The organism is Ensifer canadensis (assembly GCF_017488845.2).
GTDB lineage: Bacteria > Pseudomonadota > Alphaproteobacteria > Rhizobiales > Rhizobiaceae > Ensifer > Ensifer canadensis.
The window spans coordinates 2,601,585-2,626,845 of sequence record NZ_CP083370.1 but is presented as its reverse complement, the minus strand read 5'-3'; the positions used below and the strand labels follow the sequence as shown (position 1 = coordinate 2,626,845).

Sequence of the window (25,261 nt, the reverse complement as noted above, 5' to 3'; positions counted from 1 at the left end):
CGGTATGCCAGTGGCAGGCCGCGACAGGCGCGGTTGCCCGCGAAAAGTAGATGAAGGAGGCTGAGGCCCATGACATTGCACCAAAACCTGATTGCCGGCGAATGGGTTGGCGGTGATGGCGTTGCCAATATCAATCCGTCCGACACCAACGACGTGATCGGGGAATATGCCCGCGCCTCGGCCGAGGATGCGAAGGCGGCGATTGCTGCGGCCAAGGCGGCCTTTCCGGCCTGGTCGCGCTTCGGCATCCTCGAGCGTCATGCGATCCTTCGAAAGACCGCCGACGAGATCCTGGCGCGCAAGGACGAGCTCGGGCGACTGTTGTCGCGCGAAGAGGGCAAGACGCTGGCGGAAGGCATCGGCGAGACCGTGCGCGCCGGCCAGATCTTTGACTTCTTTGCCGGTGAGGCGCTGCGATTGGCTGGCGAGGTCATCCCCTCGGTGCGCCCTGATATCGGCGTCGAGATCACCCGCGAGCCGGTCGGCGTCGTCGGCATCATCACGCCATGGAATTTCCCGATCGCCATTCCCGCCTGGAAGATCGCGCCGGCGCTCTGCTATGGCAACACCATCGTCTTCAAGCCGGCCGAACTGGTGCCCGGTTGCTCCTGGGCGATCGTCGATATTCTCCATCGCGCCGGCCTGCCGAAGGGCGTGCTGAACCTGGTGATGGGCAAGGGCTCGGTCGTCGGCCAGACGATGCTCGACAGCCCCGACATCCAGGCGATCACCTTTACCGGCTCGACCGGCACCGGCAAACGCGTGGCACTGGCCTCGGTCGAGCACAATCGCAAGTACCAGCTGGAGATGGGCGGCAAGAACCCGTTCGTGGTGCTCGACGACGCCGATCTTAGCGTTGCCGTCGAAGCCGCCGTCAACTCCGCCTTCTTCTCCACCGGCCAGCGTTGCACCGCGTCGTCGCGGGTGATCGTGACCGAAGGCATTCACGACCGGTTCGTGGCGGCGATGGGCGAGCGCATGAAGGGGCTCACCATCGACGATGCGCTGAAGGCCGGCACCCATATCGGCCCGGTGGTCGACCAGAGCCAGCTCAACCAGGACACCGACTACATCGCCATCGGCAAACAGGAAGGCGCCAAACTCGCCTTCGGCGGCGAGCTTTTGAAGCGTGACACGCCCGGCTTCTACCTGCAGCCGGCGCTGTTTACCGAGGCAACCAACCAGATGCGCATCTCGCGTGAAGAAATCTTCGGACCGGTCGCTTCGGTGATCCGGGTGAAGGATTATGACGAGGCGCTTGCCGTCGCCAACGACACGCCGTTCGGGCTGTCGTCGGGCATTGCCACCACCAGCCTGAAACATGCGACGCATTTCAAGCGCAATGCCGAGGCCGGCATGGTGATGGTCAACCTGCCGACCGCCGGCGTCGATTTCCACGTGCCCTTCGGTGGCCGCAAGGGCTCCTCCCATGGCTCGCGCGAGCAGGGTCGCTACGCCGCCGAATTCTACACAACCGTCAAGACCGCATACACCCTGGCTTAATGGGCGCCGTCGCAGGCCCGCGTTACGGCGCGGGCCGCTCAAGGAAGGATAAGATGAAGAAGAAAGCTGAGTGGCCGCGCAAGCTGCGTTCGCAGGAATGGTTCGGTGGCACGGGGAAGAATGCCATCATGCATCGCTCCTGGATGAAGAACCAGGGTCTGCCCGCCGATACGTTCGACGGCCGGCCGATCATTGGCATCTGCAACACCTGGTCGGAACTGACGCCGTGCAACGCGCATCTGCGCGATCTCGCCGAGCGAGTGAAGCGCGGGGTCTACGAGGCGGGTGGTTTCCCGGTCGAATTCCCGGTGTTTTCCGTGGGCGAGAGCACGCTACGGCCGACGGCGATGATGTTCCGTAACCTCGCGGCCATGGATGTCGAAGAGGCGATCCGCGGCAATCCGGTCGATGGCGTCGTGCTGCTCGGCGGCTGTGACAAGACCACGCCGAGCCTGCTCATGGGGGCGGCGAGCGTCGACATCCCGGTCATTCTGGTCTCCGGCGGCCCGATGCTGAACGGCAAGTGGCGCGGCAAGGACGTCGGGTCCGGTACCGCCATCTGGCAGTTTTCCGAAATGGTGAAGTCCGGCGAGATGTCTCTGGCCGAATTCATGGATGCGGAGCAGGGCATGGCCCGTTCGGCCGGCAGTTGCATGACCATGGGCACGGCCTCGACCATGGCGTCGATGGCCGAAGCGCTCGGCATGACGCTGCCCGGCAATGCGGCAATTCCCGCTGTCGACGCCCGCCGGCGGGTGATCTCCCAGCTTTCCGGCCGCCGCATCGTCGACATGGTCAAGGAAGATCTGAAGCCGTCCGATGTCCTGACCAGGCAAGCCTTCGAAAACGCCATCCGCGTCAACGGTGCCGTCGGGGGCTCGACCAATGCCGTGCTGCATCTTCTGGCGCTCGCCGGTCGTATCGGCGTTGACCTGACGCTGGACGACTGGGACCGGCTTGGCCGCGACGTGCCGACGATCGTCAACCTGCAGCCGTCGGGCAAGCACCTGATGGAAGAGTTCTACTATGCAGGCGGTCTGCCGGTGGTCATTAAGGCGGTCGGCGAGATGGGCCTCCTCCACAAGGACGCCTTGACGGTTACCGGCGATACGATCTGGAACGGCGTCAAGGATGTCACCAACTACAATGACGATGTCATCGTGCCGCGCGAAAAGGCGTTGACGCAGTCGGGCGGCATCGCCGTGTTGCGCGGCAATCTGGCGCCCAAGGGCTGCGTACTGAAACCTTCGGCTGCGTCGCCGCACCTGATGCAGCACACGGGCCGCGCCGTCGTCTTCGAAAGCATCGAGGACTACCACGCCCGCATCAACCGCGACGATCTCGACATCGACGAGACCTGCGTCATGGTGCTGAAATACTGCGGCCCGAAGGGCTATCCCGGGATGGCCGAGGTCGGCAATATGGGGCTGCCGCCGAAGGTGCTGAAGAAGGGCATTACCGACATGATCCGCATTTCCGATGCGCGCATGTCGGGCACCGCCTATGGCACCGTCATCCTACACACCGCACCGGAAGCGGCGGACGGCGGCCCGCTGGCGCTGGTCGAGAACGGCGACATGATTGCGGTGGATGTTCCCGCCCGCACCATCCGGCTCGATGTTTCCGATGACGAACTGGCTCGGCGTCGGGCGGCGTGGGTTTCTCCGGTGAAGCCGCAAAAGGGCGGTTATGGCGGCCTTTACGTCAACACGGTGATGCAGGCCGACACCGGCGCCGACCTCGACTTCCTTGTCGGCACGCGCGGTTCTGTCGTCGAACGCGACAGCCACTAGCAGTTTGAGCCGCCACGGCCCGCCGATGCCGATTTATCCCGGCTTCGGCGGGCCGTGGTGGCTTTATTTTAGCGCATTCTTAAGATTGTCGAGTTCGCGAGTTTCACGCCGCCGGTATCCGGTGTAATGATGCAAGCGGAGTAGAATTTTGGGGACCGTGACGCTTTGCTCTCTTCCTGTCCGCAGGAGGCAGACGAGCGTCGCAGCATTGCATCTCAGACTATTGATTTAAGCTTCGTCTGTATTCGCGGGAGGTGTGTGTTGCTCTGCCGTGGTGCCGGTCGTTCACTTGCAGCAAAGCGGGTGATGCATGATCCTACGTGAACGGATCGATATTCCTGCCGACAAAACGTTCGACATTTGCATCGTCGGGGCCGGTGCGAGTGGATTGACGATCGCGTCGGATTTCGCCGGTGGACGCGTTTCCGTCTGCGTGCTCGAAAGCGGAGGGGCCGATGCGATCCCGACGGCCAGTGATCTCTCGGCGGGCGAAAGCACCGGGCTCACCTATGCCGAACTCGATACATGCAGGCTGCGCGGCTTGGGCGGCAGCACCCAGGCCCTGGGCTGGGGTGGTCTCTGCAAGCCGCTCGACGAGCAGGATTTCGCGGTACGCCCCTGGGTCCGGCACAGCGGCTGGCCCTTCGGCCGCGAGCATCTCCTTCCCTATTACCGACGCGCGCAGAAAACGCTAGGGATTGCGGATGTCGAGGCGCTTGGCCAGCGGCAGCCGCTGTTTCCGGGGAGGTCCGACATCATCTCCGTCGATCATCTCGAGCTCTGTCGGCACAATCGGCCCGGCAAACGCCTGCGTCATGCCCTCGAAAACGCTGACAATATCAGCATCCTTCTGCATTCCACGCTGCTCTATCTTTCGTTTGATGAAGAAAAGCGCACGGTCGGATCGGCTGTCGTCAAAAACGGGGCTGACGAAACCATTCACATCCGAGCGCGGACGTTCGTGCTTGCCGCCGGTGGCATCGAGAACGCGCGTCTCTTGTTGCTGAGCGGCGGACCGGGGAGCGACGACAGAACCACTGGGCGGTTTTTCATGGATCATCCGCGATTTTCCATCGGCACGCTGGTGCCGGCCAATGGCAGTGTTCTGAGAACTCTCAACGCTCTTGATCGAATCCGGATCGCGCGCGGCCAGCGGATCCGCGATGCGTTGAGTTACACGCGACAGCGCCCGTATCTCGTCAACGGGCTGACGCTGCCGGCGGAATTGCAGCAGCGCGAGGAGCTTCTCAATTATCGAGCATGGCTCGAGCCATGCTTCATCGGCCAGGACACAGCCAAGCTGCAGGCGATGAAAGAGAAACTGCTCGCTTACAGGGAGCAGCGGCTGCATGGCGTGGAGGCGAAGTCGGCGGTCCGCGCGGCGGGCAAGGAGGGTCTGGTCAGTTGGACCTGGCTCATGCATCTCGTGCGGCCCTCAAGCCTTCTGCGTTCCTTTCGCCTGCTTCACATCGTGGAGCCGGAACCGGAACCGGAAAGCCGCGTCATGCTGTCGAACAAGAAGGACCGTTTCGGATTGCCGATGGTCAATCTGCGCTGGCAGCTTTCGGCCAAAACGGTCGATTCCGTCATGCGTACGATCACAATTTTAGGCAGCGAGTTGACGAAGACCGGCCTGGGCAAGCTGATCGTGAAACCAGAGGAATTGACCGGGCTCGAAAAGCCGATGTGGACCTGGCACCACATGGGCACGACACGGATGCACGTGGACCCCGGTCAAGGGGTCGTGGATACGCAATGCAAGGTCCACGGAACGGATAACCTTTTCATCGCTGGCAGTTCAGTTTTTCCGACGGCTGGAAATGATACGCCAACCCTTACCGTCGTGGCGCTCGCCCACCGCCTCGCCGACCATCTGCTGCAGGTGGTTGGCGGATAGCTTGTCGGTGACTGGGGCGGTCGACGCACCAGCCAGCGCAATCCTTCTCAAAGTTTCATCCGACCCCAGGAAAAACAGCTGCGCCGCGATCGTACGGCTTCATTTTTCCGTCGGCGCGCTGGCGCCGGCCAAATCCGGAAAGCCGCGTCATGCGGACGACCCTAAGCTGAATTTACGGCGTTTCAGGAGATGGTTCTGGGGGACCTTTAGGCACAGGCACGAGATGGAATTGCTCAGCCCAATGGCATAACCCCACCGCTCCAGCGTTGAGCGCTGTCCCGCTTTCCGTCAGTGAATAGACGACCTTGGTCGGGGAACCCGGATAGACTTTTCGGTTCACAAGCCCGTCGGCCTCCAGTTCACGCAATTGCTGCGTCAGCATCTTTTCACTGACCGCAGGGATAGACTGCCGCAGCCGGCCAAATCGACGGGGCGCTGTGCCGAGCTCGCAAAGGATAGTTATCTTCCACTTGCCGGCGACCATCTTCATCGCTGTCGAAAAACCATTGTCCATAGGCCAGTCCGTCCCATTCGCCTTACCTGCGGGTAACCACTTACGCTTCTGTGCGTATTGGCACAGTACTCTTCACATCGTAGCTCTCTCAACGGCAAGCGTACCGAGCGTTGTGCCGACCAATATGGGGTGTCGGAATGAGGCCTGCAATCAGTGTTTTGGGGACCGGACGCATGGGATCGAGGGACCGAACAGCATCTTGCGGCCAGCCAGCCGACCCCATGACGGCCAGCTGGTTCCGGCAAAAGAAGGAGGACGCGCTCGGGTCTTGTTGCCTGCGCAGCAATTCAAAGTGCTACAGCGACCTTTGGGCGTCAAATAAGACGCGCGGCGCTGTAGTCAGACCAATGATCCATAGGAGTAGAATAAAATGCCTTTAGCGCATCTCATCGATTCGTACTGCGCTGCATGGTCGAACGAGGACGGCGAGCAGCGGCGGGCGTTGCTGCTGCCGATCTGGGCCGACGGCGCAACGTATACGGATCCAACAGTTCATGCTGCTGGCGCAGAAGAACTGCTCGCGCACATCGCAGGAATACAGGCCAAGCATCCTGGTGCACGCATTGCACGGACAAGCGACGTGGATGTTCATCATGGGATCGCACGCTTCGCGTGGAGGTTTGTGATGCCGGACGGATCATCCTTCCCTGAGGGGCTGGACATCATCTTCCTCCACCCTGGGCAGGAGCGGATAACACGGGTCGTGGGCTTTTTCGGGCCGTTGGTAAGGTCTTCAGGGGCATAGGCCCCCAATGGCGTGCTGTGGAAGCCGATCTGCAAAGAGGGTGTCGGCCCGATGCACCGGCGTTTTCGGCATTCGATATCGTCGAACGAGATCGAGAATTGATGCCGGACGGAGTTCGATGGGGCGCACTGCGGTGCGCCCCATCGCCAACCTTATTGGCTTTGCGTCTGGCTCTGGCTTTGCGCCTGCTGCTCGACGGTCACCGATACCTTCAGCGTCTCGTTGGCCTCACCATGGATCAGACCCGATATCGGGGCCGCATCGCGGTAGCAGAGGCCGGAGGCGATGCGCACATAGCGGTCATCCGGGCAGATCTTGTTGGCGGCATCGAAGCCGACCCAGCCGAGGCCCGGCAGATGGATCTCGGCCCAGGCGTGGCTTGCTGTCTGCTCCGTTTGCCCTTCCATCATCAGGTAGCCTGAGATGTAGCGCGCCGGCATGTCGAGCGAACGTGCCGCCGAGATCAGGATATGGGCATGGTCCTGGCAGACGCCGTGGCCGGCCTCGAGCGCATCCTCGGCCGCCGTCTCGGCGTGGGTTTCGCCGGCCTTGTACTCCACCGCCTCATGGATCATCGCCATCAATGCATGCATGCGGGCAAGATCGGTGTCGCCCTCGGCCGATTTCGCCAGGTCGCGGATCAGCTTGCCCCCCTTGGTCAAAGGCGTTTCGCGGGCATAAAGCCAAAGCGGGACGTAGGACTGATGCGGGCCCAAGACGCCGTGGCGGTCCTCGGTGTGGACTTCGCCGCTGGCGGTAATGCGGATCGCCTCGCGGTCGCCATCGACGCTGACGAGATGGACGCGATTGCCGAAGTGATCGTCGTAGCTCACCTCCATCACAGCACCGTCGACGAGCGTCTGCCAGCCGAGCACGGTCTGGCCGACCCCGGTGATCGGCGTCAGGCGCAGCCGCTGCAGCGCATACTGCACCGGCTCGTCGTAGTGGTATTCGGTCGTATGGCTGATTTTCAGGTGCATGCTGTCCTCCCGAAATTCAGTTGAAACGATAGCCGTCGGAGATTTCCTGTCCCAGAAGATTGTTCTGGCTGATGAAATCCTCGAGATATTCGTGCAGGCCCTGGTCCATGATGTCGGTGATCGAGCGGCTGCGCAGCGCGGCCAGCGTACGTTCCGCCGTTTCGTGCGCCTCGTGGCGCTCGCCATATTCGCGCTCGAGATAGCCGAGGTTGCTGGCGATCTTTTCATAGCAATAGGCAAGCGAACGCGGCATGCGACCGTTGGAGATCAGGAAATGGGCGATATTCGCCGGCTTCAGTTCGGCATCATAGACCCAGCCGTAGGCGCGGTGGGCCGAGACCGAGCGCAGGATCGATTCCCACTGCACATTGTCCATCGACGAGCCGACGGCGGCGACCGCCGGCAGCAGTACGTAGTATTTGACGTCGAGGATGCGCGCGGTGTTGTCGGCCCGCTCGATGAAAGTGCCGATGCGTGAGAAATTGAAGATCTCGTTCCTGAGCATCGTGCCGTGGAAGGCGCCGCGGATGAGGCCGGCGCGACGCTTGATCGTGTCGATGATCTCCGGCATGTCGGTCGGACGCGCTTTCCTGGAGAGCATCGCCTTCATCTCGAGGTAGCATTCGTTGGTCGCTTCCCACGTCTCGCGCGTCAGCGCCGTGCGCACCATGCGGGCGTTGTGGCGGCCCGCCTCGATGCAGGACATCACGCTCGATGGATTGCTGCGGTCGCGCAGCAGGAAGTCGATGGCATCGATGCTCGTCAGCGCCTCGTGCACTTCGTCGTAGAGTTCGCGCACACCAGCGCTTTGCAGCACGCCGTCCCAATCGCCTTCCGTTGCGCCGCTGCGCGTCAGCGCCATGCGCAGGCCGGCATCGATTAGCCGGGCGCTGTTTTCGGCGCGTTCGATGTAGCGGAACATCCAGTAGAGACCGTTTGCAGTTCTTCCCAACATGGTCTCAGTCCTCCAGCACCCAGGTGTCCTTGGTCCCGCCGCCCTGGCTGGAATTCACGACAAGCGAACCAGCCTTGAGGGCGACGCGCGTCAGGCCGCCGGGAATGATCTGCACCTTGTCGGAGACAAGGACATAGGGACGAAGATCCACATGCCGGGGCGCGATGCCCTTGTTGACGAGGATCGGAACGGTCGACAGCGACAGTGTCGGCTGGGCGATGTAGTTGGTCGGGCGTGCCTTCAGCTTTTCGGCGAAGAGCGCGCGCTCCTTCTTGCTGGCTGTCGGGCCGACCAGCATGCCGTAGCCGCCGGAGCCGTGCACCTCCTTGACGACAAGTTCTTCCAGGTGTTCGAGCACGTATTTCAGGCTTTGCGGCTCGGAACAGCGCCAGGTCGGCACGTTTTCTAAGAGCGGCTTGCGGCCGGTATAGAACTCGACGATCTCGGGCATGTAGGAATAGATCGCCTTGTCGTCGGAGATGCCGGTGCCGGGCGCGTTGGCAATGGTGATGTTGCCGGCGCGGTAGACATCCATGATGCCGGGAACGCCGAGCGCGGACTCCGGGCGAAATGTAAGAGGATCGAGGAAGTCGTCGTCGACGCGGCGATAGAGGACGTCGATCGCCTCGTAACCGCGGGTCGTGCGCATCTTCACCTTGCCGTCGATCACGCGCAGGTCCGATCCCTCGACCAGCTCGACGCCCATCATGTCCGCTAGGAAGGCATGTTCGTAATAGGCGGAATTGTAGATGCCGGGGGTGAGAACGGCGACGCGCGGCTTGCCGCTGCAGCCGGGGGGCGCCAGCGACGCCAGGCTCTGGCGCAGCAGGTTGGGATAGTTCTCGACCGGGCGCACGCGGTTCTGATGGAAGAGTTCGGGGAACATCTGCATCATCGTTTCGCGGTTTTCCAGCATGTAGCTGACACCGGACGGCGTGCGGGCATTGTCCTCCAGCACGTAGAACTGATCCTCGCCGGTGCGCACGATGTCGGTGCCGACGATATGGGTGTAGACGCCGCCCGGCGGCCGGAAGCCGATCATCTGCGGCAGGAACGCCACGTTCTTCTCGATCAACTCGCGCGGCACCCGTCCGGCGCGGATGATCTCCTGCTTGTGGTAGATGTCGTCGAGGAAGGCGTTGAGGGCGATGACCCGCTGTTCGATGCCCTGGGCGAGCTTGCGCCATTCTCGACCTGAAATGATGCGGGGGATGAGGTCGAAGGGGATGAGCTTTTCGGAGCTGTCTGCGTGTCCGTAGACCGCGAAGGTGATGCCGGTTTTCCGGAAGATGTTCTCGGCGTCCTTTGATTTCGCTATGAGCCGATTTCTGTCCTGGCTGGCATACCATTCATGATAGGTCGAATATGGCTGGCGCGGACTGCTGTCCGCATTCATCATTTCGTCAAATGCCAAAGGCGTGATCCCCTTATTTTTGACCATTTGAGTACAACGCTGGATGCAATGCAAGAAGCGTGCACAGTCGCGGGACAAGAAAGTTTTGGCGCGTTATCCCGCCGCTTCCGGGCAAGGCGATGCTCAACAATGGGGCGGGGACGGCCAGTCACCCGATCGGCCCCGACTTTGGCGTCTTAGAAAATAAGCAAATGCTTGAAATTTGGGCGTGTCTGGGAAGCTAGCCCAGGCCGAACACGGTGATTGCGGCGGCTGCCAGACCGGCCAGAACCAGCAGCGACAGCATGGCGGCGGCGCTGGCGCGCGGCCCGGCATCGGCGAGCTTGCGGATGTCGACCTCCAGCCCGAGTGCCGCCATGGCGATGACGGTGAGCCATGTGGCGAGGTGAGCAGCACCGGCGGCGGCCGCGTCGGGGATCATCCCGCTGTTGCGGGCGACCGCCACGGCGAGGAAGCCGAGAATGAACCAGGGCACGAAATACGCAAACGTGGCAAGGCGCACGCGGCGATTGCCGGCAGGCAGGTTAGGCGCCAGGGGATGCGCCTCGCTCTCGCGGTTGATGATCGAGAAGCACAAGACGACCGGGCCGAGCATCAGCACGCGCACGAGCTTGACCAGCGTGCCGACCTGGACGGACAGGGCGCTGAACGGAGCGGCAGCGGCCAGTACCTGCGGTACGGCGTAGACGGTCATGCCGGCCAGAACGCCGAAACCATAGGGCGACATGTCGAACCAGCCGCCGATCAGCGGCAGGGATAGAACGACGGCAATGCCGAGAATTGCGGTGAACGAGATGGCGGCGGCGACGTCATCGCCCTCAGCACCGATGGCCGGCGCGACGGCGGCGATCGCCGAATTGCCGCAGATGGCATTGCCGCAGGCGATCAGGGTCGCCATCCGCTTTGGCAAGCCGAGCAGCCGCGCTATCAGATAACCGGAGACGATCGACAGAAAGACGATGCCGACGATGGTTGCGAGCAGCACCGGGCCGCTTGCCAGGATCGCCTTTAAGCTGAGGGTCGCGCCGATGAGGACGATCGCCGCCTCCAGCAGCAGCCTGGAGGAAAAGCGGATGCCGGCCATCCAGCGATCGCCCGGTGTCCAGAAGGTGCGCAGCAGGGCACCGAGAAGGATGGCGATAACAAGCGCTTCCAGCCATGGCCGGCCGGTCCAGCTTGCCTCGAGGCGCTCAAGGCCGAAGGCGGCGAGTGCTACGAGACAACAGAGGATCAAACCCGGCGCGATGCGCGCTATGCGGGAAGAGAGCGTGGGTGCGGGGGCGGCCGATGGGGAATGCGATCTGGACATGGCCGCAACCTAGTCCGATTGATGAATCAGTCTAACGGATTGTTCTTGTCAATTCGATCGCTTTTTGCGATTGATTTTCCATGACCCTTGATCAACTTCGCATTTTCGTGGCTGTCGCCGAGCGTCTGCATATGACACGCGCGGCCGAGGCAATGAACGTCACGCAGTCTGCCGCCAGCGCGGCGATCGCGGCGCTTGAAACGCAACACAACGTCAGGGTGTTCGATCGCATCGGCCGCGGGCTGGCGCTGACGGAGGCGGGGAAGGCGTTTCTGCCGGAGGCGAAAGCCGTGCTTGCGCGCGCGACGGCTGCGACCGCTTGCCTCAACGACCTCTCGCATCTGCGCCGCGGCACGCTCGCGATCGCCGCAAGCCAGACGGTGGCAAGCTACTGGCTGCCGGCACGTCTCGCCCGCTTCACCCATGATTATCCGCATATCGACGTGAAGCTGACCGTGCGCAACACGGCGGTGGTCGCCGAGGCGGTCGAGGAGGGAACGGCGCAGCTCGGCTTCGTCGAGGGCAGGGTCGATGCGGAAAAGCTGGACCATCGCAGCGTGGCGGTCGACCGCATCGCGATCTATGCGCCACCCCGCCACCCGCTTGCCGGAAGGCCGGTCGATCTCGAAGCGCTGCTTGCCGCACGGTGGGTGTTGCGCGAGGAAGGATCGGGGACGCGGGCAATGTTCCTGCAATCGATGCGGGCACATGGTGCGGATATCGATCAGCTGAAGGTCGAACTCGAATTGCCGTCGAACGAGGCGGTACTGACGGCCGTCGAGAGCGGTCCCTTCATCACCGCCGTTTCCAGGCTCGCCGCCCAGCCTTTCGCCGATAGCGGCCGGTTGGTGGAATTGCCGTTCGAACTTGCCGAGCGCAGCTTCGAATTGTTGACGCATCGCGACCGCCAGTTCAGCCGCGCGGCCCGCGCTTTCGTCGATCTGCTCTAGGCGAACGCGAAGGCGATTGCCATCCGGTTCGGCTGCCCTAACAATAGTCGCGCCGGTCCCGGGCGGGCCGGTTCTGGTCTTGCCAGGAGGTGCACCGTGTTCGAAATCGTCGAAAGGCCGGCGCAGCGGATTGCCGGCTCCTTCTGGGAGGGGACCTTCGTCGAGGCGGCCGACGGGGCCGTTCGCCGGCTGATCGCTGAGATGCAGGAGCATCACCTGCGTGTCCATCCGAAGGACCATCCGACGCTCGTCGGTCTGTCGTGGAACGACCGTCCTGATGGCTTCCGCTATCTCGTCGGCTTTGTTTCCCAGACGGCGGAAACGACGCGTCACCCTGGCCATGTGGACCTACCGGCCATGCGTTTCGTCAGCGCCATGCACCACCCTGATGATGGCGACGTCTTCGCGCATTATCAGCACATGTTTGACTGGATCGGGTCTGAAGGGCTCGTGGTCGATACCGGCAGGCTGCACTATCGCGAAGAGTACGAGCCGGGCTTCGTCTCTCTCTCGCTGTCGTCGCTCAGGTTGATGGTTCCGATTACAGCGCCGCGCGTCAAACATGACGCGCAAAGGACGCTGTAACACTTTGAACTTGCTGCATAAGTTTGCCATTAAATCGATTCCGATTTAAGGAACTATGCAGTAGCTGATCGTCAGTATCAGAAAAATTGCTTTGACCATCAACGCCCCCGCGTCTATCGCGGCTGACCTCCCTTTGCCCATTCGGATAGGTCAATGACACTCGCCCGCCTGGCTCCGGCCATCTTCGTACTGCTCTGGTCGACCGGTTGGGTCGTCGCCAAATATGCGGCCGTCTATGCCGATCCGCTGACGTTTCTGGTGCTGCGCTACACCCTGGCGATCCTGCTGTTCATCGGCTTCTGCCTGGTGACCGGGGCGAAATGGCCGAAGTCGTGGTCGGCCGCGGCCCATGCGGTCGTCTCCGGCATGTTTCTGCACGGGCTTTATCTCGGCGCCGTCTGGTGGGCGATCGGGCAGGGCGTGCCGGCTGCGATCTCGGGCATCATCGCCGGGTTGCAGCCGTTGATGACGGCCGTCGCCGCCTCCGTCGTCATCGACGAGAAGCTCAGCGTTCAGCAGAAACTCGGACTGGTGCTCGGCTTCTTCGGCATCGCGCTTGCCGTGCTGCCCAAGGTGTTTTCGATCGACACCGGCGCAACGCCGATCCACCTTTTCCCTGTCATCATCAACGTGCTCGGCATGGCCGCCGTGACCTACGGCACGCTCTACCAGAAGCGGCACCTCCAGAGCGGCGACATCCGTACGATCGCAGCGCTTCAATATCTCGGCGCCCTGATCGTCACGGTCCCGCTGGCCCTGGTGCTGGAGGATCTGCACGTCACCTGGAACCTGCAGATCTTTGCGGCACTCGCCTGGTCGGTGCTGGGGCTTTCCATGGGCGCGATCGCGCTGCTGCTTTATCTGATCCGCCGCGGCCAGGTATCGCGCGCAGCCTCGCTCATCTATCTCGTGCCGCCGCTTGCGGCCGTGCAGGCATGGCTGTTCTTCGGCGAGGCGCTGACGCTGCCGATGATCATCGGCACGGTCATTGCCGTTGCCGGCGTCTATCTCACCAACCGCAAACAGCAGGCATAAAAAACGGCGGGCCGAAGCGACCCGCCGTTCTTATCACTTTGTTTTTACGCATTTCCTGATGGAAAACCTGCTTCGCAGGCTTTCTGAAAATGCGCTAGGCAATGTCTTGCCGATCAGCCCTGCTGGCCGCGGTTGCCGCCACCGGCGCCACGACGCATGCCGCCCTGGCCGCCTTCGCGGCGGTCGCCGGCCTGGCCTTCAGGGCGCGGGCCCTTGTTGCGCCATTCGCCCGGCTTCTGGCCGGGACGACCGTGGTGCTTCTTGGGTTCGTGGTTGCGGTTGCCTTCCGAACGGCCGTCGGCGTGGGGCTGGCCAGCCGGACGCTGATCGCGGCGGTCCTGCTTCGGGCGGTCGTCGCGCAGAAGATCGTCACCGGCAAAGCTGCTTGGAGCCAGTGCCGACTGGCGAGCCGGGCGTTCGCGGCGCGGGCGGGCGTCCTGACGCTGGCCGCCGCCGCCATTGCCGCGGTGCTGGCCGTTGCCATTGCCGTTGCCGCGACCGCCGCGTCCCTTGGACGGACGGGCCTGGTCGGCAGGCGCTTCGCCGCTGGCAACCGCGATGTTGATGCCCATCAGCTTCTCGATGTCGCGAAGCAGGCGGATTTCGTCCGGTGCGCAGAAAGCGATCGCGATGCCGTCGCGGCCGGCGCGGGCAGTACGGCCGATGCGGTGAACGTAGGCATCGGGAACTTCCGGCAGGTCGTAGTTGTAGACGTGGGTGACGCCGGGGATGTCGATGCCGCGGGCAGCGACGTCGGTTGCCACGAGCACGCGGATCTCACCGTCACGGAAGGACTTGAGCGCACGCTCACGCTGGCCCTGGCTCTTGTTGCCATGGATCGAGGCGGCCTTGAAGCCGACGTGGTCGAGATGCTTCATCAGCTTCTCGGCGCCATGCTTGGTACGGCTGAAGATCAGCGACAGGCCATCCGGATTGTCGGTCAGGGTCTTCTTGAGGATGGTCGTCTTCAGGTCCTTGCCGGGGACGAAATGAACATACTGTTCGACCTTGTCGGCGGCCTTGCCCGGAGGCGTCACCTGAACCTTGACCGGGTCGGTCAGATATTCGCCGGCGAGTTCAGCGATCAGCTTCGGCATCGTCGCCGAGAACAGCAGCGTCTGGCGGTTCTTCGGCACGAGCTTCGAAATCTTGCGCAGGTCATGGATGAAGCCGAGATCGAGCATCTGGTCGGCTTCGTCGAGCACGAGGTAGCGACCCTGGGTCAGCGTCACGGCCTTGCGGTTGATGAGGTCGAGCAGGCGGCCCGGCGTTGCGACCAGGATGTCGACGCCGCGGGCGAGCTGTTCGGTCTGCTTGTTGATCGAGACGCCGCCGACGACAACGCCGATCTTCAGCGGGGACTTCTTGACGAACAGCTTGAGGTTGGCTGCGATCTGGTTGACCAGTTCGCGGGTCGGCGCCAGCACCAGGGCGCGGATGTTGCGCGGGTCGGGGCGCTTGCCGTCGGCAACGAGCTTTTCGATCATCGGCAGGCCGAAGGCGGCCGTCTTGCCGGTTCCGGTCTGGGCGAGACCGATGAGGTCGTGGCCCTTCAACACCAGCGGAATGGCCTGCGCCTGGATCGGCGTCGGCTTTTCGAAGCCGTTGGCGGACAGGGTCTCCAGAATGTGTTCGGAAAGACCAAGATCTTTGAAGGTGGACAAATGTATATACCTTTTGGGGGCGCCAAACGCATTCGCCGGAACCGCTATCTGCTGTTCCGGTGTCGTTTGGCGTCAAGAACCCCGCGTGAATTGGGAACTTGTGGGTTAAGAAAAAAGTCGTCAAGCGCCTGTGCTGTCGCCGGTTACGGCGTATGGTTGCGCTTTTCCTTCTTCACGGCTTTCTGTGTTGCCGAGGGCGCGCTCACGCGGCGGCCTGAAGGTGACGCTGCGTCCATGTCGTCGTTTTGGCCCCAAAAGTCAAGGTCCATCTTTTCGCAGGTGCGAAATGAGGTGGGGGCTATTCGGCGACCGACAGCTCGAAATCGGCGTCGGCAGCCTCCTGGCCGTTGACGAGGATCACCACGCGATGGGTGCCGGAATAGTAACGACGGGTTGTGATTGGCCGAATCGCGTGACGCTTTTCGATCCTGATCGTCGCGCCCGGCTCCAGCGTCGCCGATGTCCACTTGAACACCTTGGGCGAGGTCGTGCCATTCGCTTTGCGGTGGTGTACGGCGTAGTCGATCATGATCTTCTGGGTGGTCTTCGCGGTGTGCCTGACCGAAAGCTTGAAGACGAGGCTTTCGCCGAGCGCGATGTCCGACCGGTCGAGCGAGAAGGCTGCGTCTATGCCGGCGGGTGCGGCAAAGCCGAAGTTCGAAAGAGCTGCCTCATGTCCCTGTTTCAGAAGCGTTCGCGAGGCATGGCGCAGCAATTGCTGCCGCTCCGGCGAGGCACCCACCATGTGTTCGGCCACGAAACCGGCCACCAGATCCGGGTGATCCTTGGCAATGTCGTTGAGGCTGTTGGCAACCGAGCGGCGCACATAGTCCTCGGGGTCGTCGAGGAGGGCCGTCAGGATCGGCAGGATCGGCAGGATCGGCTGGGGATCGCGGATGAGCTTCGGCAGCCGCATTGCCCAGGGCAGGCGCGGGCGGGTGCCTTCGCTCGCCAGACGCCTGACATGGTGATTGGCGTCCGTTACCCATGAGCCGATGATCGTGAGCGCCCGCTCCTGGTCCGTGTCGATGAACACGCGGATACCGAACTCGGAGGTGAAGTGCGGCGTCAAAGCGCGCAGCAGCCACAGCGATAGCTCGAAATCGCCAAGCCCGCGTGCGGCGACATATTGGCTGACGGGCAACAGGGTCCAGCCGCTGAGGCCGGGCCTCTCGTCGGTGTGCAGACAATCGCCAAGCTTTGCCGCGGCTTGCGGGAAGGACTGCGGTAGGGTTTCGATGAGCGCATCGCGGATCTGCAGCGATCGTTGCATCAGTTCCAGTGCCTCGAGATTGTCGCTGGCAAGCGCCTCGAACCTTTTGCGGTCGAATGTCGGGCAGCCGCGCTCAGGCGGTCTGCGATGGCGGTGACGACGCCCGGATGCAACAGGTTTTTCAGTGGCTCCGCCATCTCTCGGTACTCTCCCGGCTCAGATCTGCTGTTCGACAGCAAAATGCTGCATCAGCATTACCGCGCTGATTGCCGCCATGTAAGGGGCGAAATCCGGGTCGCGACGCACGCGTTCGCCTGCCGATCTGGCATCATCGAGCGTTTCCCACTCGACCAGATCCGCGAGCATGTCGGGCTTTTCGCACGAGCCGACGGCGCGCCAGGAAATGAAGCCCGGATAGTTTGAAACGGCCTGCATCGCCCGATGGCGCGCGGCTGCGGCCGCGGGCTTGTCCACAACGATGCAGACGGCGAGTTCGAGGATGCTCTTGGTGGTCATGTCATGCTCCATGTTGATTGCCGCTTGACTAAAGCACAGTGCAACTGACAGCCTTATGGCCATAGCCTTACATCGACATGCGATGGGAATACGCGAATGAGACCTGCCGACCGGCTGTTTCGAATCATCCAGCTCATGCGGGCGACCGGCCGGGCGATGACGGCGCAGGAAATCGCCGACAAGATGGAGGTGGCGCGGCGGACCATCTACCGCGACATGGAACACCTGATGGCTTCGGGTGCGCCGATCGACGGCGAGCGCGGTGTCGGATACCTCCTGCGCGAGAGCTTTGACGCGCCGCCGCTCGCTTTCACCTTCGAGCAGCTCGAAGCGCTGGCCTTCGGCGCGCGGGCCGTGCAGATGCTTGGCGACCACCGGCTGGCGCAGGCCGCGCGCGAGGCCATGGAAAAGATCGAACACGGACTTCCGCCCGAGCACGTGGCGCGGCTGCGCAGCGCCCCGATCCGCGCCTTCCGTTCGGCGCTGCAGCCGAAGCCGCCGCCGATGCTGGGTGACCTGCGCCGGGCGATCGCCGAGGAGCGCAAGGTGCGCATGGCCTATGAAAGCCTCGCCGATCAGAGCTCGGAGCGCACCGTCTGGCCGCTCGGCCTCAGCGTCTTCGGCCATCACTGGCTGCTGACCACCTGGTGCGAGCTGCGCCAGGACTTTCGCGACTTCCGGGTGGATCGCATCCGGGAGATGAAACTCGAGCGCGATCATTTCCAGTCGTCACCAGAGCGCAGCTTCGACGCCTATCTCTCGCGCATGTAGGATGACACCGTAAAAGTGCGCGCGATCGAGGAAAAGATGGAACCGGATCGGGCTTCATCCGTTTCTATTAAGGGCTTATTCTGGCCTGCCCACGAGCAACATCATTGCATGGGAGACAATCGTGCAGAACCGGACTTGGATACTGGCCGCGGATGGCAATACGGCGCGCTTCGTCAAGGGCGTCAACCTGCGGAAGGACGAACGTCAGCACCCGGAAGAAGAGGTTATTCACACCGACCCGAAACGCGCCCAGGATATCATGGCCGACAAGCCGGGACGCAGCCATTCGTCCGTCGGTCATGGCCGGTCGGCGATGGAATACAGCAGTGATCCGGTACGCGAGGAAAAGCATCGCTTTGCCGTCGATGTGGCCAGCAGGCTCGAAGGCTATCTGAACGACAACGCCTTCGACAGCCTGGTGATCTGCGCGGCGCCAAGGACGCTCGGAGATTTGCGCAAGCTGCTTTCTGCCAATGTAAGGCAGAAGACGGTGGCCGAAATCGACCGCAACTGCGTCACTGTGCCGATCGAGCAACTGATCGCCACCGCCCGCTCGGCCGTTTATCCCTGAAGCTTTTGCAGGGAAAGTGCTTAGCGGTTTCCCGTCTGGGCATGCGTAAGGCAGAGGGCGGAAATGCTCTCATACGCATGCCGCATCTTGATGTAACAAGGCGTCCCGTCAGAAATCCGTCGGGACGCCGCCTTCCTCCTTGCGTTTTGCAACGAAGGCGTCGAGTTCGTCTTCGATCACCGGGTCCAGCGGCGGCCGTTCGTATTCGTTGAGCTTCTGCTTGAAGACACGGTTGGCGTGGTCATAGGTCGTCGGCCGGCCCGCCTCCGTCCAGGTTTCGAAGTTGCGCCAGTCGGAAAGGATCGGCGAATAGAACGCTGTCTCATAGCGTTGCAACGTGTGCAGCGTGCCGAAGTAGTGCCCGCCGGGGCCGACGTCGCGCACCGCGTCGAGCCCGAGTGCATCCTCGCTGACATCGAGCGGCGTCAGGAATTCCGCCACCATCTGCAGCATGTCGACGTCGAGGATGAATTTTTCGAACGAGGCGGTCAGTCCGCCCTCGGTCCAGCCGGCCGCATGCATGACGAAGTTGCCGCCGCCTTGCGTCAGTGCCCAGAGCGATAGCGCGGACTCGTAGGCTGCCTGCGCATCGAGCGTATTGGCGGCGTTGGTGTTGGACGTGCGGTAGGGAATGTTGTAGCGGCGGGCGAGCTGGCCGCCGGCAATGACCGCCTTCATGTATTCCGGCGTGCCGAAGGCGGGTGCGCCCGTCTTCATGTCGACATTCGAGGTAAAGCCGCCATACATGACCGGCGCGCCGCGCCGGACCATCTGGGTGAAGGCGATGCCGCACAGCGCCTCGGCATTCTGCTGCACCAGGGCACCGGCGATCGTGACCGGCGCCATGGCGCCTGCGAGCGTAAATGGCGTGACCACCACCACCTGATTGCGCGACGACATTTCGATGATGCCCTGCAGCATCGGCCCGTCGAGGCGCAGCGGCGAGGAGGTGTTGATGATGGTGAACAGCGACGGTTCGCGCTCCATCTGCTCCATGGATATGCCGCGACCGATGCGGGCGATCTCGATGCCGTCGGTGTTCCGCTCGCGGCCGAGCGAATAGACGTGGAAGACCTTGTCGGTGAGCTTCACCATGTCGGAGAGGCAGTCGAGATGACGCACGGATGCGTGCAGGTCGACCGGCTCGACGGGATAGCCGCCGGTGGTGTGGATGATGTCGTAGGACTGGGCGAGCTTCACCAGCTTGCGGAAATCCTCCTGATTGCCGGTGCGCCTGCCGCCTTCGCGGTCGGCCACGAAGGGGGCGCTGGCGATCTGGGCGAAGACCAGATTGTTGCCGCCGATCGCGACGTTGCGGGCCGGATTGCGCGCATGCATGGTGAAGGAGGAGGGAACCGAAGCGATCATCTCCATGATCAGCCCGCGATCGAAGCGCACGCGGTCGGTGCCGGGGGTGATATCGGCGCCCGCTGCCTTCATGCGCTGGCGCGCCTCGGGCAGGATGACATCCATGCCGATCTCTTCCAGGATCGTCAGCGACGCCTGATGGATCGCCTCGAGCGCGTCTTCTGACAGTACCGAGGATTTGCTCTGGGTGTTGACGAGATTGAGATATTTACCGCCTGAGGATTTTCGTGTGCGCTCGCCACTGCGGCCGCCGGGCCGGCGTCGCCGCTCGAGCGGGGCTGAGGAAGTTTCACCTGTGGCAGCATCCGGAAACTGATCGTCGTTCATGAAAAACCCACCGCGTTGCCGATGGATTTCTGTCGCAGATTTTTCGCGGTCATGCCCCTGCCATTTGCGACAGTTCAGTTCTCTGGTGGAGTAAAGGCCGTCAAAATGCCCGCGGACGCCGACTGCTCGCCTCGCTCAGCGCTTGTCTCCGCGCAGCATCTCGCGCTTCCCGGCGAAGCCCTTGCGCTTCTCGACGGCAAAGCCGGCCGCCTGCAGATTGCGGCGAACGAAGCCGGCGGCGGCATAGGTGGAGAAGCTGCCGCCGGCCGCGGTCTTGTCGAACACCAGCCGCATCAGCTCCTCCGACCACATGTCGGGATTGCGGGACGGTGCAAAACCATCGAGGAACCAGGCATCGAAGCGCTCCTTCGCTTGGGCGAGCCCCTCCAGTGCTGTGCCGCAAACGACGGTCAGGCGAACGCCATCGCCAAGATCGATCTCGATCCTGCCGTCGTTGGTTGCCGGCCAGCGATCGGTGAGGGCCAGCCGTTCGGCGTCGATCTCCGGCCAATGGGACAAGGCGCGGGAGATTTCCTCCGCCTGCATGGGAAAGCGCTCGAAACTGACGAAATGCAGCGTGCCGTCCGTGGTCGCCGTAGCTTTCCATTGCCGCCAGGTTTCACAGAAATTGAGGCCGGTGCCGAAGCCCAGTTCGCCGATGGTGAATGCCCCGCCGGAGGCCCAGCGTTCGGGCAGGCCGTTGCCGGCGAGGAACACATGTCCGCATTCGAGCCGACCGTCGGTGCGGCAATAAAAATGATCGCCAAACTCCCTGGAATAGGGCATATCGCCCTCGTGCCAATCGAGGCTTTGATGGGCCGGGGGCTGGTTCGGTTCTGCGGCGGATCCTGTCATGCGATGGCGATAATCCCGCCACCGGAGAAGGTCAATCGATGAGCGAACTTTTGATCGTCGGCGGCGGCATCATGGGGCTCTGGGCAGCCCTTACGGCAGCACGGACCGGCATGGACGTGCAACTGGTCGACGAGCATCGCATCGGGGCCGGCGCCAGTGGCGGCATACTCGGCGCGCTGATGCCGCACATGCCGGACAAATGGAACGCCAAGAAACAATTCCAGTTCGACGCCCTGGTGTCGCTCGAAAGCGAGATCGAAACGCTCGAGGCCGAAACCGGACTTTCGGCAGGTTACCGCCGCAGCGGGCGGATCATGCCGCTTGCGAAGCCGCATCTGCGCGAGATCGCTCTTCGCCACGAGCAGGATGCGACGCGCAACTGGCGGGCAGGCGACCGCCAGTTCTTCTGGCACGTGCGCGACGAGCTGCCGTCCGGATGGCTCAGTGCCGAGGCGGCGGCTTGCGGATTGGTGTTCGATACGCTTGGCGGTCGGCTTTCTCCACGCCAGATGCTGGCGGTTCTGCGTGCGGCACTGGCGCAATCGCCGAACGTGCGGATCGTCGAGGGGACGGGCGTTCGAGCAATCCATCCGGGCCAGGGCCGCGCCGAACTCGATGACGCCACGGAAATCGCCTTCGGCCATTGCATAGTTGCTGCCGGCGTCGACAGCTTTCCGCTCGTCGATGCGCTGTCGGGACCTCTCCGTGGACCGAGCGGCACGGGGGTCAAGGGCCAGGCGGCGCTGCTTCTGGCCGATGTCGATCCGCAATTGCCCGTCATCTTCACCGACGGCGTCTATATCGTCGCCCATGACGACGGGCATATCGCGGTCGGCAGCACCAGCGAGAACAAATATGCCGATCCGCAGTCGACGGATGAACTGCTGAATGAGCTGCTGGTGCGCGCCGAGGCGCTGGTCCCGTCCTTGCGCGGGGCGGAGGTGGTCGAGCGCTGGGCCGGCATCCGGCCGAAATCGACCGGCCGGGAGCCGATCGCCGGGCGCCATCCGGATCACGAAAACCTGTCGGTCCTGACAGGCGGCTTCAAGGTGAGCTTCGGCATCGCCCACCGCCTCGCGCGCTTCGTCGTCGACGAGATCACCGGCCAGCCGTTGATCGACATTCCGGGATCCTTCTTGTGCCAGAATCACATAGCGGCACTTCGCGAGAAACATCTTTAAGCTGGCGGCATAAGAACGGCCCCGCCATCGGCGGAGCCATGTCGGGACGATCGTAAACCCGATCCTTACATCCAGTAAGGCGGCACGCCGTAATAGTCATAGACCCGGCGTCCGTTCTCGCTGTTCCAGTCGTATTCCTCGTTGCCGTGATATTTCGGCGCCCGCTCGACCTGTTCGCGAGTCACATCAGTCCGATAGCCGCCGAGGTTCTCATCATAGGTCAGCTTGGCCCAAGGCAGTGGATAGTGATCTTCCCCGATGCCGAGAAAACCGCCGAACCCGAGCACGGCATAGGCCACGCGACCGCTGCGCTTTTCCAGGATAACGCGCTCGATCGAGCCGATGTGCTTGTTGTCGGCGCCATAAACCTTCGTGCCTTCAACCTTGTCGCTGGCGATCAGGTCATGGGTTTCCTTGATCCCGGCGTCCTGAAGGTTCGCATTGTGATAGGTCACGCTTCTTCTCCATCGTTGTTTGCTACCTCAGGGGAACGGCTGGTCGGTGGGATGGTTCCGAAAAAGCTGCGGGCGCGATCCGGACGGTAATCGCGTGGTATTGCCCCTTCCACTTCGTCAAGCTGTCACGCAAATCACCTAAGACGCGGGCAATAGAGCGTCGCGTCTTCCCGGGGAGGGTATTGTTGAAGCTCTAAGATTTTGAACCTGCGCACCCTGGCGACGATCGAGATCGATTGTCGCGGGTCTGTGCCAGAACGGATTTCCGGAGCATGCGCATGCGTTACGCCATTTGTTTCACGCCGCCGATGGCCGACCCGCTTTCAACGGTTGCCGCCAGTTGGCTCGGCCGCAATGTCTATTCCGGCGAGCCCACCGAGTTACCATCGATCTCCGGATTGACCGCATCCGAGATCGCCTTCCATACGGCTGTCCCGCGTCGCTTCGGCTTTCAGGCGGTGGTGATGTCGCCCTTCCGGCTTCACCCCGATATGGACGAGGCGCAGCTACTCAAGGCGCTGATGCATTTTGCCGGCGCCCAGACGCCGTTCGAGATCGAGCGCCTGGAAGTGGCCCGGCTCGGCCACTGCTGGGGACTGATGCCGCAGATCCCGAGCACGGCGATGCATCTGCTGGCCGCCAGCATCATCCAGGAATTCGACGCGTTCCGCGCGCCGCTCAGCGAAGACGACATCGAGCGCTCCGACCCCGACAGGCTGACGGCGCCGCAATTTTCCAACCTGCATCGCTGGGGCGATCCTCATGTGATGGATGAATATCGCTTTCACATGATGCTGACCGGGCCGCTCAATCTGGACGCGATGCGCAGCATCGAGGCACCGCTTCGCGACCTGTTCGAACCATGCCTGGCGCCGCCGCTGACGATCGGCAGCCTGGCGCTGTTCGTGGAGCAGGAATCGGGCGCGCCGATGCGCGTCCACTCGCAACACCCGCTCGGCAAGATTTCGGCGGCCAAGCGGGCCGAACGGATCAAGCGGCCGGCAGCCGAGGCGACGCTTGCGCCAGGCCCTATCCCGCCACTGTCGCGGATGGTCGCCTCGCTGATGGCCGGCCGCTAACCGTCTGCACCGACGTCATTTTGTCTCGACAATCCGGTCGGCGGTGATACCGTTCCGGAAAATTCGAAGGGTGATTTGATGTCTGAGACTTCCTATCCGCGTGACCTCGTCGGCTATGGCCGCAACCCGCCCAAGGCAAACTGGCCGGGCGATGCGCGTATCGCCGTGCAGTTCGTGCTCAACTATGAAGAGGGCGGCGAAAGCTGCATCCTCGATGGCGACCTGGCCTCCGAGAGCCTGCTCTCGGAGATCGTTGGTGCACAGCCTTGGCAGGGCCAGCGCAACCTCAACATGGAATCGATTTATGAGTACGGTTCGCGCTCCGGTTTCTGGCGGCTCTGGCGCATGTTCACCAGCCGCGACGTGCCGTTGACGGTCTACGGCGTGACGTTGGCGATGGCTCGCAATCCCGAAGCGGTCGCCGCCATGAAGGAAGCGGGCTGGGAGATCGCCAGCCACGGCCTGCGCTGGCTCGAATACAAGGATTTCCCCGAAGAGGTGGAGCGCGAGCATATCCGCGAAGTCGTTCGGCTGCATACCGAACTGACCGGCGAGCGCCCGCTTGGCCTTTACCAGGGCAAGCCTTCAAGCAACACGCTGAAGCTCGTTCTCGAAGAGGGCGGGTTCCTCTATTCCTCCGATTCCTATGCGGATGAGTTGCCCTATTGGGTGGCGGGGCTGACGGCCGACAAGCCGCATCTGATCATCCCCTACACACTCGACGCCAACGACATGCGCTTTGCGACGAACCAGGGTTTCAACTCCGGCGACCAGTTCTTCACCTATCTCAAAGACACGTTCGACGTGCTCTATGAGGAGGGCAAGGAAGGCAACGCCAAGATGATGAACATCGGCCTGCACTGCCGCCTCGTTGGGCGTCCAGGCCGCGCCGCGGCGCTGGCGCGGTTCATCGACTATGTCATGTCGCACGACAAGGTCTGGGTGCCGCGGCGCATCGACATCGCCCGTCACTGGTATGAACACCACAAGCCGGAAGGGGCTCTCTGATGTCCGATCGCGACGCCTTCGTCAGCCGCTTCGGCGGCGTGTTCGAGCATTCTCCATGGGTTGCCGAACGGGCCTACGACCGGGCGGCCGCAACGGGACTTTCGGCCGGCAACGTGCACTCGGCACTTTGCCAGGCCTTTCGCGCCGGTCTGCCGCGCGAAAGGCTGGCGGTGCTGCGCGCCCACCCGGATCTTGCCGGCAAGCTGGCGATCGCCGGCAAGCTGACGGCGGACTCGACGGCGGAGCAGGCGTCGGCCGGCCTCGACCGCCTTTCGGCCGACGAGCATGCCCGGTTCACGGCGCTGAACGAGGCCTATACGCAGAAATTCGGCTTTCCCTTCATCATCGCGGTCAAGGGCCTGACGAAGAACGACATTCTCGCCTCGTTCGAAAGGCGCATTGACAATTCGACCGAAGAGGAATTTGAAACCGCCTGTGCGCAGGTGGAGAAGATCGCCCGCCTGCGGCTGCAATCCATGCTTCCAGGAGACGAAAATGCCTGACATACCCGTTCGCTATCTGCGCTCATCTTTACCGAGGGCAGTCGAACCGGACCATGCCGACGCCGCCGGC

The 25,261-nt window shown here is 62.7% G+C and carries 26 protein-coding genes; 13 read left to right on the top strand and 13 right to left on the bottom strand.

Annotated elements, in window-relative coordinates; genetic code table 11:
• The first annotated feature begins 69 nt into the window (after nt 1-69).
• A complete protein-coding gene (locus J3R84_RS12795) occupies nt 70-1,503 on the top strand; it encodes an aldehyde dehydrogenase family protein (RefSeq protein ID WP_025428041.1) in 1,434 nt (477 codons plus the stop codon).
• Between the two features lie 53 nt (nt 1,504-1,556).
• The gene (gene araD, locus J3R84_RS12790; protein ID WP_025428040.1) at nt 1,557-3,296 is read left to right on the top strand and encodes an L-arabinonate dehydratase; all 1,740 of its coding nucleotides are present in this window, start codon (nt 1,557-1,559) and stop codon (nt 3,294-3,296) included.
• 316 nt (nt 3,297-3,612) lie between these two features.
• On the opposite strand, the gene J3R84_RS12785 is transcribed toward araD, so the two are convergent.
• Together J3R84_RS12785 and J3R84_RS12780 are read right to left on the bottom strand one after the other, a co-directional pair.
• Nucleotides 3,613-3,954, bottom strand: coding sequence for a hypothetical protein (locus tag J3R84_RS12785; RefSeq protein ID WP_158071695.1), 342 nt, complete (start codon nt 3,952-3,954; stop codon nt 3,613-3,615).
• A 33-nt stretch (nt 3,955-3,987) separates the two neighbouring features.
• Nucleotides 3,988-4,356, bottom strand: a complete 369-nt coding sequence (locus J3R84_RS12780) for a hypothetical protein (protein ID WP_158071696.1) — start codon at nt 4,354-4,356, stop codon at nt 3,988-3,990.
• 24 nt (nt 4,357-4,380) lie between these two features.
• Here J3R84_RS12780 and J3R84_RS12775 point away from each other — a divergent pair, with 24 nt between their 5' ends.
• Complete coding sequence (locus J3R84_RS12775; protein WP_158071697.1) at nt 4,381-5,193, top strand: GMC family oxidoreductase; 813 nt, start codon at nt 4,381-4,383, stop codon at nt 5,191-5,193.
• Nucleotides 5,194-5,365: 172 nt separating this feature from the next.
• Here J3R84_RS12775 and J3R84_RS12770 read toward each other — a convergent pair whose 3' ends face one another.
• Nucleotides 5,366-5,707 (bottom strand): winged helix-turn-helix transcriptional regulator, encoded by a 342-nt coding sequence (locus J3R84_RS12770; RefSeq protein ID WP_025428038.1) that lies wholly within the window; start codon nt 5,705-5,707, stop codon nt 5,366-5,368.
• Nucleotides 5,708-6,077: 370 nt separating this feature from the next.
• On the opposite strand from J3R84_RS12770, the gene J3R84_RS12765 reads away from it, so the two are divergent.
• On the top strand, nt 6,078-6,452 hold the full coding sequence (locus J3R84_RS12765) for a hypothetical protein (RefSeq protein ID WP_025428037.1): 375 nt from the start codon (nt 6,078-6,080) through the stop codon (nt 6,450-6,452).
• Nucleotides 6,453-6,604: 152 nt separating this feature from the next.
• Here J3R84_RS12765 and J3R84_RS12760 read toward each other — a convergent pair whose 3' ends face one another.
• From J3R84_RS12760 to J3R84_RS12745, 4 genes are all read right to left on the bottom strand, one after another.
• On the bottom strand, nt 6,605-7,432 hold the full coding sequence (locus J3R84_RS12760) for a transglutaminase family protein (RefSeq protein ID WP_025428036.1): 828 nt from the start codon (nt 7,430-7,432) through the stop codon (nt 6,605-6,607).
• Nucleotides 7,433-7,448: 16 nt separating this feature from the next.
• Nucleotides 7,449-8,387, bottom strand: a complete 939-nt coding sequence (locus J3R84_RS12755; RefSeq protein WP_025428035.1) for an alpha-E domain-containing protein — start codon at nt 8,385-8,387, stop codon at nt 7,449-7,451.
• A gap of 4 nt (nt 8,388-8,391) precedes the next feature.
• Entirely contained in the window at nt 8,392-9,786 is a 1,395-nt protein-coding gene (locus J3R84_RS12750) for a circularly permuted type 2 ATP-grasp protein (protein ID WP_081788908.1), read from the bottom strand.
• A gap of 235 nt (nt 9,787-10,021) precedes the next feature.
• Nucleotides 10,022-11,110: a YeiH family protein gene (locus J3R84_RS12745; protein WP_203528047.1), complete on the bottom strand. Its 1,089-nt coding sequence runs from the start codon at nt 11,108-11,110 to the stop codon at nt 10,022-10,024.
• An 80-nt stretch (nt 11,111-11,190) separates the two neighbouring features.
• Between J3R84_RS12745 and J3R84_RS12740 the strand changes: the two genes are divergently transcribed.
• From J3R84_RS12740 to J3R84_RS12730, 3 genes are all read left to right on the top strand, one after another.
• Nucleotides 11,191-12,060, top strand: a complete 870-nt coding sequence (locus J3R84_RS12740; RefSeq protein WP_025428032.1) for a LysR family transcriptional regulator — start codon at nt 11,191-11,193, stop codon at nt 12,058-12,060.
• A gap of 96 nt (nt 12,061-12,156) precedes the next feature.
• Nucleotides 12,157-12,645, top strand: a complete 489-nt coding sequence (locus tag J3R84_RS12735; protein ID WP_025428031.1) for a GyrI-like domain-containing protein — start codon at nt 12,157-12,159, stop codon at nt 12,643-12,645.
• A 153-nt stretch (nt 12,646-12,798) separates the two neighbouring features.
• A complete protein-coding gene (locus tag J3R84_RS12730) occupies nt 12,799-13,680 on the top strand; it encodes a DMT family transporter (RefSeq protein ID WP_038576343.1) in 882 nt (293 codons plus the stop codon).
• A gap of 113 nt (nt 13,681-13,793) precedes the next feature.
• Here J3R84_RS12730 and J3R84_RS12725 read toward each other — a convergent pair whose 3' ends face one another.
• The 3 genes from J3R84_RS12725 to J3R84_RS12715 all read right to left on the bottom strand — a co-directional run bounded on the left by J3R84_RS12725 (nt 13,794) and on the right by J3R84_RS12715 (nt 17,073).
• Entirely contained in the window at nt 13,794-15,344 is a 1,551-nt protein-coding gene (locus J3R84_RS12725) for a DEAD/DEAH box helicase (protein WP_025428030.1), read from the bottom strand.
• 298 nt (nt 15,345-15,642) lie between these two features.
• Entirely contained in the window at nt 15,643-16,617 is a 975-nt protein-coding gene (locus tag J3R84_RS12720; protein WP_309141669.1) for a DNA alkylation repair protein, read from the bottom strand.
• Nucleotides 16,618-16,773: 156 nt separating this feature from the next.
• A complete protein-coding gene (locus J3R84_RS12715) occupies nt 16,774-17,073 on the bottom strand; it encodes a hypothetical protein (RefSeq protein ID WP_057212598.1) in 300 nt (99 codons plus the stop codon).
• Nucleotides 17,074-17,169: 96 nt separating this feature from the next.
• On the opposite strand from J3R84_RS12715, the gene J3R84_RS12710 reads away from it, so the two are divergent.
• The gene (locus tag J3R84_RS12710) at nt 17,170-17,844 is read left to right on the top strand and encodes a helix-turn-helix transcriptional regulator (protein WP_025428028.1); all 675 of its coding nucleotides are present in this window, start codon (nt 17,170-17,172) and stop codon (nt 17,842-17,844) included.
• A gap of 121 nt (nt 17,845-17,965) precedes the next feature.
• Entirely contained in the window at nt 17,966-18,415 is a 450-nt protein-coding gene (locus J3R84_RS12705; protein WP_025428027.1) for a host attachment protein, read from the top strand.
• A 108-nt stretch (nt 18,416-18,523) separates the two neighbouring features.
• Here the strand turns inward: J3R84_RS12705 and J3R84_RS12700 are convergent, their stop codons facing one another.
• Both J3R84_RS12700 and mnmC2 read right to left on the bottom strand, forming a co-directional pair.
• Complete coding sequence (locus J3R84_RS12700; RefSeq protein ID WP_025428026.1) at nt 18,524-20,110, bottom strand: trimethylamine methyltransferase family protein; 1,587 nt, start codon at nt 20,108-20,110, stop codon at nt 18,524-18,526.
• A gap of 135 nt (nt 20,111-20,245) precedes the next feature.
• Complete coding sequence (gene mnmC2, locus J3R84_RS12695; RefSeq protein WP_025428025.1) at nt 20,246-20,965, bottom strand: tRNA (5-methylaminomethyl-2-thiouridine)(34)-methyltransferase MnmC2; 720 nt, start codon at nt 20,963-20,965, stop codon at nt 20,246-20,248.
• A 38-nt stretch (nt 20,966-21,003) separates the two neighbouring features.
• Between mnmC2 and J3R84_RS12690 the strand changes: the two genes are divergently transcribed.
• Nucleotides 21,004-22,146, top strand: coding sequence for an NAD(P)/FAD-dependent oxidoreductase (locus J3R84_RS12690; protein ID WP_025428024.1), 1,143 nt, complete (start codon nt 21,004-21,006; stop codon nt 22,144-22,146).
• Nucleotides 22,147-22,211: 65 nt separating this feature from the next.
• Here J3R84_RS12690 and J3R84_RS12685 read toward each other — a convergent pair whose 3' ends face one another.
• Nucleotides 22,212-22,601, bottom strand: coding sequence for a PRC-barrel domain-containing protein (locus J3R84_RS12685; RefSeq protein WP_025428023.1), 390 nt, complete (start codon nt 22,599-22,601; stop codon nt 22,212-22,214).
• A 278-nt stretch (nt 22,602-22,879) separates the two neighbouring features.
• Here J3R84_RS12685 and J3R84_RS12680 point away from each other — a divergent pair, with 278 nt between their 5' ends.
• From J3R84_RS12680 to uraD, 3 genes are all read left to right on the top strand, one after another.
• Nucleotides 22,880-23,680 (top strand): DUF1045 domain-containing protein, encoded by an 801-nt coding sequence (locus J3R84_RS12680; protein WP_025428022.1) that lies wholly within the window; start codon nt 22,880-22,882, stop codon nt 23,678-23,680.
• A gap of 78 nt (nt 23,681-23,758) precedes the next feature.
• On the top strand, nt 23,759-24,688 hold the full coding sequence (puuE, locus tag J3R84_RS12675) for an allantoinase PuuE (protein ID WP_025428021.1): 930 nt from the start codon (nt 23,759-23,761) through the stop codon (nt 24,686-24,688).
• Entirely contained in the window at nt 24,688-25,191 is a 504-nt protein-coding gene (gene uraD, locus J3R84_RS12670) for a 2-oxo-4-hydroxy-4-carboxy-5-ureidoimidazoline decarboxylase (protein ID WP_025428020.1), read from the top strand. Before puuE ends, uraD begins: the two co-directional genes overlap by 1 nt.
• Nucleotides 25,192-25,261 lie beyond the last annotated feature (70 nt).

Bases quoted from the DNA above. Each gene is read 5' to 3' on its own strand.
- J3R84_RS12795 (WP_025428041.1), top strand. From the start codon at position 70: ATGACATTGCACCAAAACCTGATTGCCGGCGAATGGGTTGGCGGTGAT.
- araD (WP_025428040.1), top strand. From the start codon at position 1,557: ATGAAGAAGAAAGCTGAGTGGCCGCGCAAGCTGCGTTCGCAGGAATGG.
- J3R84_RS12785 (WP_158071695.1), bottom strand. From the start codon at position 3,954: ATGCTCGCGGCCGAAGGGCCAGCCGCTGTGCCGGACCCAGGGGCGTAC.
- J3R84_RS12780 (WP_158071696.1), bottom strand. From the start codon at position 4,356: ATGATCCATGAAAAACCGCCCAGTGGTTCTGTCGTCGCTCCCCGGTCC.
- J3R84_RS12770 (WP_025428038.1), bottom strand. From the start codon at position 5,707: ATGGACAATGGTTTTTCGACAGCGATGAAGATGGTCGCCGGCAAGTGG.
- J3R84_RS12765 (WP_025428037.1), top strand. From the start codon at position 6,078: ATGCCTTTAGCGCATCTCATCGATTCGTACTGCGCTGCATGGTCGAAC.
- J3R84_RS12760 (WP_025428036.1), bottom strand. From the start codon at position 7,432: ATGCACCTGAAAATCAGCCATACGACCGAATACCACTACGACGAGCCG.
- J3R84_RS12755 (WP_025428035.1), bottom strand. From the start codon at position 8,387: ATGTTGGGAAGAACTGCAAACGGTCTCTACTGGATGTTCCGCTACATC.
- J3R84_RS12750 (WP_081788908.1), bottom strand. From the start codon at position 9,786: ATGATGAATGCGGACAGCAGTCCGCGCCAGCCATATTCGACCTATCAT.
- J3R84_RS12745 (WP_203528047.1), bottom strand. From the start codon at position 11,110: ATGTCCAGATCGCATTCCCCATCGGCCGCCCCCGCACCCACGCTCTCT.
- J3R84_RS12740 (WP_025428032.1), top strand. From the start codon at position 11,191: ATGACCCTTGATCAACTTCGCATTTTCGTGGCTGTCGCCGAGCGTCTG.
- J3R84_RS12730 (WP_038576343.1), top strand. From the start codon at position 12,799: ATGACACTCGCCCGCCTGGCTCCGGCCATCTTCGTACTGCTCTGGTCG.
- J3R84_RS12720 (WP_309141669.1), bottom strand. From the start codon at position 16,617: ATGCAACGATCGCTGCAGATCCGCGATGCGCTCATCGAAACCCTACCG.
- J3R84_RS12715 (WP_057212598.1), bottom strand. From the start codon at position 17,073: ATGACCACCAAGAGCATCCTCGAACTCGCCGTCTGCATCGTTGTGGAC.
- J3R84_RS12710 (WP_025428028.1), top strand. From the start codon at position 17,170: ATGAGACCTGCCGACCGGCTGTTTCGAATCATCCAGCTCATGCGGGCG.
- J3R84_RS12700 (WP_025428026.1), bottom strand. From the start codon at position 20,110: ATGAACGACGATCAGTTTCCGGATGCTGCCACAGGTGAAACTTCCTCA.
- mnmC2 (WP_025428025.1), bottom strand. From the start codon at position 20,965: ATGACAGGATCCGCCGCAGAACCGAACCAGCCCCCGGCCCATCAAAGC.
- J3R84_RS12690 (WP_025428024.1), top strand. From the start codon at position 21,004: ATGAGCGAACTTTTGATCGTCGGCGGCGGCATCATGGGGCTCTGGGCA.
- J3R84_RS12680 (WP_025428022.1), top strand. From the start codon at position 22,880: ATGCGTTACGCCATTTGTTTCACGCCGCCGATGGCCGACCCGCTTTCA.
- puuE (WP_025428021.1), top strand. From the start codon at position 23,759: ATGTCTGAGACTTCCTATCCGCGTGACCTCGTCGGCTATGGCCGCAAC.
- uraD (WP_025428020.1), top strand. From the start codon at position 24,688: ATGTCCGATCGCGACGCCTTCGTCAGCCGCTTCGGCGGCGTGTTCGAG.